This window comes from Rhizobium sp. CNPSo 3670, assembly GCF_057784555.1.
On the sequence record NZ_JBXSOL010000006.1, the window covers coordinates 42,355 to 55,011 of the forward strand.

General features: G+C 61.2%; 15 protein-coding genes. 4 read left to right on the forward strand and 11 right to left on the reverse strand.

The features are described 5' to 3' along the window. Positions 1–27: 27 nt before the first annotated feature. Together AC13QO_RS07690 and AC13QO_RS07695 are read left to right on the forward strand one after the other, a co-directional pair. A complete protein-coding gene (locus tag AC13QO_RS07690; RefSeq protein ID WP_183706499.1) occupies positions 28–831 on the forward strand; it encodes an exodeoxyribonuclease III in 804 nt (267 codons plus the stop codon). Beyond that, the gene (locus tag AC13QO_RS07695) at positions 831–1,616 is read left to right on the forward strand and encodes an ATP-grasp domain-containing protein (RefSeq protein ID WP_285193167.1); all 786 of its coding nucleotides are present in this window, start codon (positions 831–833) and stop codon (positions 1,614–1,616) included. The genes AC13QO_RS07690 and AC13QO_RS07695 overlap by 1 nt, the downstream gene beginning before the upstream one ends. 50 nt (positions 1,617–1,666) lie before the next feature. On the opposite strand, the gene AC13QO_RS07700 is transcribed toward AC13QO_RS07695, so the two are convergent. Beyond that, positions 1,667–2,122, reverse strand: coding sequence for a cyclic nucleotide-binding domain-containing protein (locus AC13QO_RS07700; protein ID WP_011427160.1), 456 nt, complete (start codon positions 2,120–2,122; stop codon positions 1,667–1,669). A gap of 130 nt (positions 2,123–2,252) precedes the next feature. Next, a complete protein-coding gene (locus AC13QO_RS07705; protein WP_011427159.1) occupies positions 2,253–2,936 on the reverse strand; it encodes a response regulator transcription factor in 684 nt (227 codons plus the stop codon). A 168-nt stretch (positions 2,937–3,104) separates the two neighbouring features. On the opposite strand from AC13QO_RS07705, the gene AC13QO_RS07710 reads away from it, so the two are divergent. Next, complete coding sequence (locus AC13QO_RS07710) at positions 3,105–3,626, forward strand: L,D-transpeptidase family protein (RefSeq protein ID WP_488540357.1); 522 nt, start codon at positions 3,105–3,107, stop codon at positions 3,624–3,626. A gap of 131 nt (positions 3,627–3,757) precedes the next feature. Next, the gene (locus AC13QO_RS07715) at positions 3,758–4,588 is read left to right on the forward strand and encodes an aldo/keto reductase (RefSeq protein ID WP_488540358.1); all 831 of its coding nucleotides are present in this window, start codon (positions 3,758–3,760) and stop codon (positions 4,586–4,588) included. A 108-nt stretch (positions 4,589–4,696) separates the two neighbouring features. Here AC13QO_RS07715 and leuC read toward each other — a convergent pair whose 3' ends face one another. From leuC to ffh, 9 genes are all read right to left on the reverse strand, one after another. After that, the gene (leuC, locus tag AC13QO_RS07720) at positions 4,697–6,106 is read right to left on the reverse strand and encodes a 3-isopropylmalate dehydratase large subunit (protein WP_183706507.1); all 1,410 of its coding nucleotides are present in this window, start codon (positions 6,104–6,106) and stop codon (positions 4,697–4,699) included. 273 nt (positions 6,107–6,379) lie between these two features. Beyond that, positions 6,380–7,198, reverse strand: a complete 819-nt coding sequence (locus AC13QO_RS07725) for an amino acid ABC transporter permease (RefSeq protein WP_488540359.1) — start codon at positions 7,196–7,198, stop codon at positions 6,380–6,382. Between the two features lie 18 nt (positions 7,199–7,216). Beyond that, positions 7,217–8,014, reverse strand: coding sequence for a basic amino acid ABC transporter substrate-binding protein (locus tag AC13QO_RS07730; RefSeq protein WP_488540360.1), 798 nt, complete (start codon positions 8,012–8,014; stop codon positions 7,217–7,219). Positions 8,015–8,153: 139 nt separating this feature from the next. Further along, positions 8,154–8,696: a 50S ribosomal protein L19 gene (gene rplS, locus AC13QO_RS07735; protein ID WP_064708028.1), complete on the reverse strand. Its 543-nt coding sequence runs from the start codon at positions 8,694–8,696 to the stop codon at positions 8,154–8,156. A gap of 211 nt (positions 8,697–8,907) precedes the next feature. Beyond that, positions 8,908–9,609 carry a tRNA (guanosine(37)-N1)-methyltransferase TrmD gene (trmD, locus tag AC13QO_RS07740; RefSeq protein WP_488540361.1) on the reverse strand — a complete coding sequence of 234 codons (702 nt, stop codon included), beginning with the start codon at positions 9,607–9,609 and terminating at the stop codon, positions 8,908–8,910. Continuing rightward, the gene (gene rimM, locus AC13QO_RS07745) at positions 9,609–10,175 is read right to left on the reverse strand and encodes a ribosome maturation factor RimM (protein WP_097598324.1); all 567 of its coding nucleotides are present in this window, start codon (positions 10,173–10,175) and stop codon (positions 9,609–9,611) included. The genes trmD and rimM overlap by 1 nt, the downstream gene beginning before the upstream one ends. Before the next feature lie 115 nt (positions 10,176–10,290). Continuing rightward, the gene (gene rpsP, locus AC13QO_RS07750) at positions 10,291–10,662 is read right to left on the reverse strand and encodes a 30S ribosomal protein S16 (protein ID WP_097598210.1); all 372 of its coding nucleotides are present in this window, start codon (positions 10,660–10,662) and stop codon (positions 10,291–10,293) included. 48 nt (positions 10,663–10,710) lie between these two features. Then, positions 10,711–11,031, reverse strand: coding sequence for a chorismate mutase (locus AC13QO_RS07755; protein WP_085779768.1), 321 nt, complete (start codon positions 11,029–11,031; stop codon positions 10,711–10,713). A gap of 16 nt (positions 11,032–11,047) precedes the next feature. Beyond that, positions 11,048–12,628 carry a signal recognition particle protein gene (ffh, locus tag AC13QO_RS07760; RefSeq protein WP_488540362.1) on the reverse strand — a complete coding sequence of 527 codons (1,581 nt, stop codon included), beginning with the start codon at positions 12,626–12,628 and terminating at the stop codon, positions 11,048–11,050. Positions 12,629–12,657: the final 29 nt, after the last annotated feature.

A 12,657-nucleotide genomic window follows, 5' to 3' on the forward strand; every position in this document is an offset into this window, starting at 1 on the left:
TCCATGAAAGTGTGAAAGGGCTTGGGCATGGGTTTTTCGATTACGACTTGGAACATCAATTCGGTGCGGCTGCGCATGCCGCTCGTCGAGCAGCTCGTGCTCAAACAGAGGCCTGACATTCTCTGCCTGCAGGAGACCAAGGTGCCGAACGAGCTCTTCCCGGCAGCACCTTTGCGGGCGATGGGCTACGATCACATCATCATCCATGGCCAGAAGGGCTATCACGGGGTCGCAATCGCCTCGCGCATTCCGCTGACGGAGGATCACCGGCAGGATTATTGCGGCGTCGGCGATGCCCGCCACATATCGGCGGTGTTCGAACGCGGCAATCGCCGTGTCCGGCTGCACAATTTCTACGTCCCGGCCGGCGGCGACGAGCCGGATCGCACCATCAATCCGAAATTCGGCCACAAGCTCGATTTCATCGAGGAGATGAAGCTGTTGAAAGCCAATGGCGAGGCCAATACCTCCGCCATCCTCGTCGGCGACCTCAATATCGCGCCGCTGGAGCACGATGTCTGGTCGCACAAGCAGCTGCTGAAGATCGTCAGCCATACGCCTGTTGAAACCGACGGGCTCATCGAGGTGATGAAGCGCGGCGGCTGGCTCGATCTCATGCGCCAGCACGTGCCGGCAAGCGAGAAGCTTTATACCTGGTGGAGCTACCGGGCCAAGGATTGGGAGGCTGCCGATCGTGGCCGTCGCCTCGACCACATCTGGTCGTCTTCCGATCTCGGGCCGCATCTCCAGCGGATCGAGATTCTGAAGGAAGCGCGCGGCTGGGACCGGCCGTCGGATCATGTGCCGGTCACGGCGCATTTCGACTTCTGATGCAGTGGCTTCTTCAGCAGTTCGAAGACACCCAGAAGCTGGCCGAGGCGCTCGACCAGCTCGGTATCTCGTATACATGGCACAAAGTCGTCCCGTTCGTCGGCGAGCTCATCCCCGAGCCGGTCGTCCCGGATCCCGGCTCCGTGGTGATGTTCGGCTCCTATTCACTGTGGAAGAACGCCGAGGCGAAGGGCTACTGGCCGGGTGTATTCAAGCTGCGTCCGTTCGTCCAGGAAAAGGCGTGGCATCCCTATCTCCTGAATGGAGCCGACGCGCTGTTCCTGACGCTCCGAGACATCCCCAGGCGCCTGGCCGATGATGGGAGAGAATGGTTCCTGCGCCCCGTCGGCGACAGCAAGGAAGAGCCCGGCACCGTGAAATCGACGGGCGAGATCGTCCGGATGGCGGAGCGGGTGCTTGCGCTTGACGAAGAGGAAATCCCGGCAGGATCGCTTCGCCATGACACGCTGCTGATGCTCACCAAGCCTGTGCGCATCCTGCGTGAATGGCGTCTCTGGGCCGTCAATGATCGGATTGTCACCTATTCGCTCTACAAGGATGGTTCACGTGTCATCCACCGTTACGAGATCGATGACGATGTGCTGGAGTTCGGGCAGCGCATGGTGGACATCAACCCCGGCTACTCGCCGGCCTATGTCATCGATGTCTGCCGTACCGAAGAGGGACTGAAGCTGCTCGAAACGAACTGCATCAATGCCGCCGGGTTCTACGCTTCAGATCTCGTGAAGCTTGCGGCGGCGATCGACGGCCTCGGCCGCGGCTGAGCTTACGCTCCTGGGCTGCGCTCCATCATTGCCCGGCGCTCTGGCAAGATTCAGCTGAATCGATGGAACTGGCTTGCCGCCTTGGCTGCAAGTTCGGCGAGATTGTCGCGGATGCGGTTTTCGATCAGGCGGGCCGCATCGGGATATTCCTCGAGTAGCCGATGGAAGAGGGCGCGGGTGATGCGGATGATGCTTGTGTCTTCGCGCGCGATCGCGGTGAACTTGCGCTCCACCAGGGTGACCAGCGCCAGCTCCGAAATCAGTGTTCCCGGTCCGGCGACAGCCTCCGCCCGCTGCATGCCGTCGCTGCTCGTCGTGCTGAGTTCCAGGCTGCCGCTCAAGACGACGTAGGCGCTCTCGGCCGGGGAGCCTTGGCGGAACAGCATCTGGCCGGCGGCGATCATGCGCCGGTCGGCGCCGAAGGCGATCAACCGCAACTGGTCCTCGCTCATGTCCTTGAACAGCGGAAGCTGGGAAAGCAGATGAATGTCGTCGGTCAGCGCCATGTCGGCTTTTCGCCTTAGAGCAATTCCAACAGAAGCGCCTGGCGGTTTTGCCAGGAAAAGCGTGAAACGCTTTTGCTGGGAGCTACGTGAAAACAAAGAGTTAGAGCATCTCTGGAGAAAACGGAATGCTCTAGGGTATGATCTTGTAGCCGCCGTTTTCCGTCACCAGAATTTCGGCGTTGGAGGGATCGCGCTCGATCTTCTGGCGCAGCCGGTACACATGGGTTTCCAGCGTGTGCGTGGTTACACCGGAATTGTAGCCCCAGACCTCTTCAAGAAGCACGTCACGGGTGACGACCTTCTGTTCGGCGCGGTAGAGATAGCGGATTATCGCCGCTTCCTTTTCCGTCAGGCGGATCTTCTGGCCGTTGTCGGTGGTGAGCAATTTCTGGCTTGGCTTGAAGAGGTAAGGACCGACGGTAAAGGTCGCGTCTTCGCTCTGCTCGTGCTGGCGCAATTGCACGCGAATGCGCGCCAGCAGCACAGCGAAGCGGAAGGGCTTGGTGACATAATCGTTGGCGCCTGCTTCAAGGCCGAGGATCGTGTCCGAATCGGTATCGTGACCGGTGAGCATAATGATCGGCGCCTTGAAGCCGCCCTTGCGCAGGAGCTTCACCGCTTCGCGGCCGTCCATATCGGGCAGGCCGACATCCATGATCAAGAGGTCGACCGGCGTCGAACGGGCGGTCGCAACACCTTTGCCGGCGTTGGCTTCCTGCAGAACCGTGAATTCCTCATAAAGCGACAATTGCTCCGTCAGGGTCTGACGAAGGTCCTCGTCGTCATCCACCAGAAGAATGGTGCGTGCGGTCATGCCGTTGCGTCCTCAAAGTTAAGTCCCCTAGTCCTACGCCAAATTGCAGCTTTGGCAAGGATCGGCCGGCGGTGCTGTTGCCGCGCAGCTTTTCATATGATTTCAATCAAGGCCTCAAGCAATGCAAGACATGCGAGAAAAATGGAAAAAGCAAGGCGGAGCCGGGGCATGCGGTCATCGACGATCATGGTGCGCCCCGCGCCAGGGAAGAAGAGCCGCGCCATCGTCCGATTCGGCGCAATCACCATCCCTGCCGCGATCGGCCGTTCGGGCCGGACCATCCTCAAACGCGAGGGCGACGGCGCCACGCCGATCGCGGCAATGCGGCTGATTTCCGGCTTCCGGCGCGGTGAACGGAACGGTCAGCTCATCACCTCGCTGCCCATTCGCCGCATCCGCGCAGACATGCTCTGGTGCGACCAGCCCGGCAACGCCAACTACAATCGCCTCGTGCGGGCGCCATTCAGCGCAAGTCATGAGGAGATGCGGCGTAGCGACGGCCTCTACGATGTCTGCCTTGTCATGGACTGGAACATTTCCTCGCGGCTGCGCAACCGCGGTTCGGCGATCTTCTTCCATCTCATCAGGCCTGGCTACGAGCCGACGGCCGGCTGCGTAGCCGTAAGCTTGCGTGACATGCGCCGCCTTCTGCCCCACCTTCGAAAGGGAACGATTGTCCGGGTCCTCTGATTGTCTTCAGGATGCCGCCACCTATATGGTTCCGGTGACCGGACGCTCCGGCTGAAATGCGTTCCGGGACGTCCGCAGGTGCGGGCGCAATCCATGCCTCGTCCAATTCTTCAAGCTCCCGGAGATATATTGTGACCGCTCAACCCATCATCACTTTCCATGACGGACATTCCATTCCCCAGGTCGGTCTCGGCGTCTGGCAGACGCCGCAGGAGATTGCCGCGCCGACGGTACGCACTGCCATTGCCGCCGGCTATCGGCATATCGATACGGCTTCGGGTTACGACAATGAAGAGGGTGTCGGCGAAGGCATCCGCTCGTCCGGCCTCGACCGAAAGGATATCTTCGTCACCACCAAACTCAGGAATACCGACCAGGGCTACGACAATGCGTTGCGCGCCTTCGACGGCAGCCTCAAGAAGCTCGGCTCCGACTATGTCGACCTCTATCTCATTCACTGGCCGTCGCCGCATCGCGGCCTCTACGCCGAGACCTGGAAAGCGTTCGTGCGCATCCGCGAAGAGGGCCGCGCCCGCTCGATCGGCGTGTCGAACTTCTATCCCGAACATCTCGACCGCATCATCGGCGAGACCGGCGTCGTTCCGGTGATCAACCAGATCGAACTGCATCCCGACTTTCAGCAGAAGGCGGCGCAGGAGGTTCACAAGAAACTGAATATCGCCACCGAATCGTGGAGTCCGCTCGGTCAGGGCAAATTCATCTCGAACAAGGTCATCGGCGAGATTGCCAAGAAACATCGGAAGACACCGGCCCAGGTGATCATCCGCTGGCATATCGATACCGGCCTCGTCGTCATCCCGAAGTCGGTCACGCCGTCGCGCATCGAGGAGAACTTCCAGGTGTTCGACTTCAAGCTGGATGCCGACGACATGGCGGAGATTGCCAAGCTCGACACTGCTGGCGCCCGCATGGGTCCGGATCCGATGACGGCGGCTTTCTGATCGCCGGTTGCGCGAACACCGCCGATCGGCTGTCGGCGCCGCAATGTAAAAGCCGCCCGATGCGCGGAGACGCATCGGGCGGCTTTATCTTTCATTCCGTCGGACGGATCAGTTCCACTCGCGGATATCGACGAAGTGCCCGGCAATTGCGGCGGCGGCGGCCATGGCCGGCGAGACGAGATGCGTGCGGCCCTTGAAGCCCTGACGGCCTTCGAAATTTCGGTTCGAGGTCGAGGCGCAACGCTCGCCCGGCTTAAGGCGGTCGTCGTTCATGGCAAGGCACATGGAGCAACCCGGCTCGCGCCAGTCAAAACCGGCGGCCTTGAAGATCTTGTCGAGGCCTTCGGCTTCCGCCTGTTCCTTGACGAGGCCGGAGCCGGGGACGATCATCGCGTTGACGGTCGAGGCGACGGTCTTGCCCTCGACGACCTTGGCAGCGGCGCGAAGGTCTTCGATGCGACCGTTGGTGCACGAGCCGATGAAGACGCGATCGACAGCGATGTCGGTCATCTTCGTGCCCGGCTTCAGGCCCATGTAGTCAAGCGCACGCCACTTGGAGGCACGCTTCGTTTCGTCCTGGATCTCATCCGGATTGGGTACGATGCCCTGGACCGAGACGACGTCCTCAGGCGAGGAGCCCCAGGAGACGATCGGCGGCAGTTCGGCGGCGTTCAGTTTGACGACGCGGTCGAAATGAGCGCCTTCGTCTGATTTCAGCGTCTTCCAGTAGGCGATCGCCTGTTCCAGCGCTTCGCCCTTCGGCGCGCGCGGCTTGCCCTTGATATATTCGAAGGTGGTTTCGTCAGGGGCGATGAGGCCAGCGCGGGCGCCGCCTTCGATCGACATGTTGCAGATCGTCATGCGGCCTTCCATCGACAGCGCACGGATCGCTTCGCCGGCATATTCGATGACGTAGCCGGTGCCGCCTGCGGTGCCGATCTCGCCGATGATGGCAAGAACGATATCCTTGGCGGTGACGCCTGCCGGCAGCTGGCCGTCGACCTGCACCAGCATGTTCTTGGCCTTCTTCTGGATCAGCGTCTGGGTGGCGAGAACGTGCTCGACCTCAGATGTGCCGATGCCGTGGGCGAGCGAGCCGAAGGCGCCATGGGTGGAGGTGTGGCTGTCGCCGCAGACAATCGTCATGCCCGGCAGGGTGAAGCCCTGTTCCGGCCCGATGATGTGGACGATGCCCTGGCGCTTATCGTTCTCGGAATAATATTCTACGTGGAATTCGGCAGCGTTCTTGGCGAGCTGCTCGACCTGGATGCGGCTTTCCTCGTTCTTGATGCCGAGATGGCGGTCGGCCGAGGTCGGAACGTTGTGGTCGACGACAGCAAGCGTCTTTTCAGGGGCGCGAACCTTGCGGCCGGACATGCGCAGGCCTTCGAAAGCCTGCGGCGAGGTGACTTCATGGACCAGGTGGCGGTCGATGTAGAGAAGACAGGTGCCGTCTGCCTGCTCGTCGACCAGGTGGTCGTCCCAGATCTTGTCGTAGAGGGTACGCGGTGCGCTCATGGCGGTAAGTCCGTTTTTGGAAGCTTTGGAAAATCGGAAAAAGCGGATTAGGCTCCGCCGGCCGTCATTCGATCAACGAAGTCGGCTGTTGAGTGCACCGGAGACGCATGCAAAGAACCGCGCCGGCAGGCGATAATGATCCTGCAGCACGAATATATGCGCGCCAATGCAACTGAACTTGGATTCCATGGCGCTGGATATAGCGATTTTTGATCGAAACGGCAATTCGAATCGTGAGGCGCGTCCTTTCTGCATCCGAATGGACGCAGGTGTTTAGTGTCGCGGCATCTGCTTCATCTTCTTCTCGATCCGCCGCAGCGCCAGCGACAGTCCGATCGTCAGGATCAGATAGATATAGGTGACGATCGAATAGGTCTCGAAGAAGCGGAAGGAGCCGGAGGCATAGACCTTACCCATCTGCGTGATGTCGGCCACGCCGAGCACCGACACGAGAGACGAATCCTTCACCATCGAGACGAAATCGTTGGAGAGCGGCGGGAGGATGACCCGGATCGCCTGCGGGAAGACCACGAGCCGGAACCGGCGGTAGCGCGACAGGCCGAGCGACTTTGCCGCCTCGATCTGACCGATATCGACCGATTGAAAACCGGCTCGGAAGACCTCGGCGATGAAGGATGAATAGCCGATCATCAGCGCGATGATGGCCCGCCACATCAGCGATAGGTCGCGCACCAGGATCGGCTCGGCGATACCTGATTTCACCAGGGGTGTGATGATGAAGTTATAGGCCGTGACGAAACCGGGCGCACCGACGAAGGCGACGTAGAAGAGCAGCACCAGCATGGGAATGCCGCGGATGATCTCGATGTAGAAGCGGGCGATCTGGCGCAGCACGATGCTGTCGGCCAGCCCGAGCAGCGCGATGCCGAGACCGAGCACCGTTGCCAGCGCAAAGGCGACGAGCGTCACGAACACGGTGACGCCGACGCCATTCACCACGGTCCGGAAGACCTGGGTGTAAATGTCATTGGTGATGATGACGAAGGCGAGAACGATGCCGATCAAGACAAGGACGGCCAGCCACCAGGGACGGTCGTCCTTCTCCTGCCGCCGGGATGGTGGTAGTGCCATCTGCGATCGCTCGGCGGATTATTCGCCCATCTTGTAGTCGAGGAACCATTTCTTGTTCAGTGCGTCGAAGGTGCCGTCAGCCTTCAGCGCTGCGATCGCGGCGTTGATGGGAGCGACGAGATCGGAACCCTTCGGGAAGATGAAGCCGAAGTCCTCGGTGCCGAGCGGTTCGCCGACGACCTTCAGGCCGCCGTTGGAAGAATCGACATAGCCCTTGGCAGCGACGCTGTCGGTGAGGACGAGATCGACGTCGCCTGTTTTCAGGGCTTGCACGGTGGCGCCGAATGTTTCGAAAAGCTTGATGCGCGGGTTCTGTTCGTTGCCGTCGAGGATTTCGTAGACGGCGGTGTAGAAAGGCGAGGTGCCAGGCTGGGCGCCGATCAGGCCGTCTTTGAATTCACTAAAGGACTTGGCGTCGGTGAAGCGCTTCTCATCGCCGCGCACCAGCATGAATTGCTGCGAGCGCATATAGGGATCGGAGAAGTCGACCTTCTGCTTGCGGTCGTCCTTGATCGTGATGCCGGTCATGCCGATGTTGTACTGGCCGTCGGAAACCGCCTGGATCATCGCGTCCCAGCTGGTGTTCTGGTACTCGACCTTGAAATTCAGCCGCTTGGCGATCTCATTCATCGCATCATATTCCCAGCCGATCGCTTTGCCGGATTTCGGGTCGACGAACTGCAGCGGCGGATAGGCATTCTCGGTGACGACGATGACGCTCTTGCCGCCAAGATCCGGCAGTTCGGCGGCTGATGCGGCAAGCGGCAGAAGAGCAAGGGCGGCAAAGCCAGCAAGAACGGTGCGGCGAAACAACATTGAACGGTTCCCTCAAATGAACGGCGAAAACTGTCACGGAAGATGGGTGTGAGGCAAGGCCGCCGGCTGCGTGGCGAAGCAAAAAATAGAAAAGGCGACCCGAAGGCCGCCTTTCCAGGAATAGAATTTTGCGCAGATCTTATTCTGCGGCCTTCTCGGCTTCGGCTGCAGCAGCTGCTTCGGCAGCGGCCTTGGCTTCCGCAGCTTCTGCTGCTGCCTTTTCGGCGGCGAGCGCCTGGGCGGCTGCAACCTTCTCGGCTTCGATACGGGCCTTCTCCTCGGCGACAGCAGCGCGTTCGGCGTCGTTGAGCTTGCGGGCGCGAACGCCGGTGTCTTCGACGATACGAGCGGACTTGCCGCGACGGTCGCGGAGGTAATAGAGCTTGGCGCGACGGACCTTACCGCGACGAACGACGTCGACGCTTTCGATCAGCGGCGAGTAGACCGGGAATACGCGCTCGACGCCTTCGCCGTAGGAGATCTTGCGGACCGTGAAGTTTTCCTGCAGGCCGCCGCCGGAGCGGGCGATGCAGACGCCTTCATAGGCCTGAACGCGGGTACGGTTGCCTTCCGTAACCTTCACGTTGACGCGGACGGTGTCGCCCGGGGAGAACTCGGGGAGGGTGCGCTTGGCTTCGATCTTGGCGGCCTGTTCGGCCTCAAGCTGCTGGATGATGTTCATCGTCTTAACCTTTGGTTCTTCTGAAACAGCCAGAGCGCTCGACACTGATCCTTTGGGTTAGCCTCAGGATTTTGCCCTTGCGGGCGGGAGCGGATTCGCCATTCTTTGTTTGCTGGCAGACGGGGCTAACCCCATTTCCGCGTGCGCCAATACACGAAAGGCCGGGGCTTGTCATCCCTCGCACGACATTTTTGTGAAAAGGCCGGCGAAATCAGCCGTTTTTCTTGGTTTTAACGCTATCGAGCAAGTCCGGCCGCCGTTCCCGCGTCAGTCGCACCGCTTCCTGGTGGCGCCATTTCTCGATGGCCCCGTGGTTGCCGGACGTCAAGACCGAGGGAATTTCCCGGCCTTCCCACTCTTGGGGGCGGGTATAATGGGGATGTTCCAGCAGCCCGCCCTCGAAGCTTTCGTGCAGGCCGGAAAGATCGTTGCCCATAACGCCGGGCAGGATGCGGATGATCGCATCAAGCAGAACCAGCGCCGCCGGCTCGCCACCCGACAGCACGTAATCGCCGATCGAGACCTCTTCCAGTCCGCGTGCCTCGATCACCCGCTGGTCGACGCCCTCGAAGCGACCGCAGACGATGATGACGCCGTCACCCGCCGCAAGCTCACGCACGCGCTGCTGAGTCAGCGGACGGCCGCGCGGGCTCATCAGCAGGCGCGGCCGGGGATCATTCTCACCGCCGCTGTCGATCGCGCGAGCAAGAACGTCTGCCTTCAGCACCATGCCGGCGCCGCCGCCCGCCGGGGTGTCGTCGACGGTGCGGTGTCTGTCAGTGGCGAAATCACGCATTTGCACCAGATCCAGCGACCATTGCCCACGCTCCATCGCCTTGCCGGCGAGCGAGAAGCCAAGATGCCCGGGAAACATTTCCGGATAAAGTGTCAGTATGCGCGCCCGGAAAGCCATTACTTCTTCTTTTTCGGCTTGCCCGCAGTGAACTGCGACAGCTCGGGCTCATCGACCAGTCCCGCCGCCAGCGGATCGATCAGCAGCGTACCGGCTTCGAGATCGATTTCCAGCACCGAGGCTTCGGAGAAGGGAATGAGGACCGGGCGCTTGCCCGGGCCCTTGAGCTCCAGGAGATCGCCGGCGCCGAAATCGAATACACCGGTGACCGTCCCGTAGCTGACGCCTTTGTCATCAAGCGCTTCGAGCCCTTCGAGATCGGCATAGTAGAATTCGTCGTCCTCGAGCTCCTCGTCCGGCAGGTTGTCTCGCTCGATATAGAGTTCGAGTCCGTTCAGCGCTTCGGCGGCGTTGCGGTCGTTAATGCCGCGGAAACGGACAACGACGACGTTCTTCATCTCGCGGATTTCGAGGATTTCGAAGCTGCGGCCGTCCATGCTGTGCAGAAGGCCATAATCGCCGAGCGCGGTCGGATCGGCCGTGTAGGCCTTGGCGCGCACCTCGCCCCTGAGGCCCTGTGCGCCGCCGATCGTAGCCATCAAAACCGGGTTTTCAAGCTTTGTCATGGGTTCCTTCATGTGAAGCCGAAAGACAGGTTTCTCATAAACGAAGTGCGGGCGATTGGAAACGAAAACGGGCGGCATGTCGCCATGCCGCCCGCTCGAAAAGGGGATGTCCGGATTATTCCGCGGCGTCAGCAGCAGCTGCTGCGGCGTCGGCGATCTTCTGGGCCTTTTCGGCGGCGCGTTCCTGGGCGCGCTTGCCAGGCTTCGCCTTGATCGGGTTGTTCTTGGCTTCGCGCTTGGCAACGCCGGCTTCGTCGAGGAAGCGCAGGACGCGGTCAGTCGGCTGAGCGCCGTTGTCGAGCCAATGCTTGATGCGCTCGGCGTTCAGCTGAACGCGCTTTTCGTCATCCTTGGCGAGCATCGGGTTCCAGGAGCCGAGATTTTCGAGGAAGCGGCCGTCACGCGGGCTGCGCGCATCGGCGAGAACGACGTGGTAATACGGGCGCTTTTTGGAGCCACCGCGGGCGAGACGAATTTTCAGTGCCATGTTCTTTACTCCTTAGGCTTTTCTAGACCGCTTCGTAAGGCGGTATGGTTATCGGGCTGCGGCGTTCTGTTCAGCGTGGTCCGCAGCGATCTGCTCATGGTGCCGGATGACTTCCTTGATGACGAAGTTCAAGAACTTCTCGGCGAAATCCGGGTCCAGATTGGCGGCTTTCGCCAGCTGGCGAAGGCGTTCGATCTGGTATTCCTCGCGCGCCGGATCGGCCGGCGGCAGATTGTATTTGGCCTTCAGCACGCCGACCTCTTTGGTGCAGCGGAAGCGTTCGGCCAGCATGTGCACGAGAGCGGCATCGATATTGTCGATCGACTGACGATAGCTCCCGAGCTGGGCTTTGACGTCCGGATCAATCATGGGGCAAGCGATCCTTTCACTTCTTCTTCGGCAATCCGGGCAAACCCGGGAAACCACCGCCAAGACCCGGCAGCTTGGCGCCGCCGAGGCCAGGCAAACCACCCGGCAAGCCGCCGAGACCGGGCATACCCCCACCCGGTTTTCCCAAACCCGCCGCTTCCGCCTGTTTCTGCAGGGTTTCCAGCTGCTTCGGGTCGATATTCGAGAGATCGGGCATGCCGCCCATGCCGCCGAGGCCCCCCAGCCCCATCTTGCCCGCAAGGCCGCCCATCATCTGCTTCATCAGGCCGCCTTTGCCCTTGCCGCCCATCATCTTCATCATATCAGCCATCTGGCGGTGCATCTTCAGAAGCTTGTTGATGTCGGCGGCATCGGTGCCTGAGCCGGCGGCGATTCGCTTCTTGCGCGAATGCTTGAGCAAGTCGGGATTGGCGCGTTCGGCCTTGGTCATCGACTGGATGATGGCGATCTGGCGGCCGAAAAGCTTGTCGTTCAGACCGGCGGCGGCCATCTTGTCCTTCATGCCGGCCATGCCGGGCATCATACCCATGATGCCGCCCATGCCGCCCATCTTCTGCATCTGGCGCAGCTGGTCGGCGAGGTCATCGAGGTCGAACTTACCCTTGGCCATCTTGGCGGCCATCGCGGCCGCCTTCTCGGCGTCGATGTTCTCGGCCGCGCGCTCGACGAGCGAGACGATGTCGCCCATGCCGAGGATACGGTCGGCGATGCGGCGGGGATGGAATTCCTCGAGCTCGCTCATCTTCTCGCCGACGCCGATCAGCTTGATCGGCTTGCCGGTTACGGCGCGCATCGAAAGGGCAGCACCGCCACGCCCGTCGCCGTCCATACGGGTCAGCACGAGACCGGTGATGCCGACGCGTTCGTCGAAGTTGCGGGCGAGGTTGACGGCGTCCTGACCGGTGAGGCTGTCGGCGACCAGCAGGATTTCATGCGGATTCGATCGCTTCTTGATGTCGGCCATCTCGACCATCAAGGGCTCGTCGATATGGGTGCGGCCGGCGGTATCGAGGATGACGACGTCGTGGCCGCCGAGCTTGGCCGCCTGCACGGCGCGGGCGGCGATATCGGTCGGCGACTGACCCGTGATGATCGGCAGCGTGTCGATATTGGTCTGGGCGCCGAGCTGACGAAGCTGTTCCTGAGCGGCCGGACGGCGCGTGTCGAGCGACGCCATCAGCACCTTCTTCTTATCGCGCGTCGACAGGCGATTGGCGATCTTGGCGGTCGTCGTCGTCTTGCCCGAGCCCTGCAGGCCGACCATCATGACGACGACAGGGGCCGGCGCATGCAGATCGATGCCGACGCCTTCGCCGCCCAGCATCTCGATCAGTTCGTCATGGACGATCTTGACGACCATTTGGCCGGGTTTGATCGACTTCAGGATCTCGGCGCCGACTGCCTTTTCACGCACGCGGTCAGTGAAGGAGCGTACGACGTCGAGTGCGACGTCGGCCTCCAGCAACGCGCGGCGAACCTCGCGCAGCGCTGCGGAAACATCGGCTTCCGAAAGCGCGCCACGGCCTGTCAGTCCATTCAGAATGGATCCAAGACGGTCCTGGAGGTTTTCAAACATCGGCTCTTCCTTGATACGTTTCGGGCGGG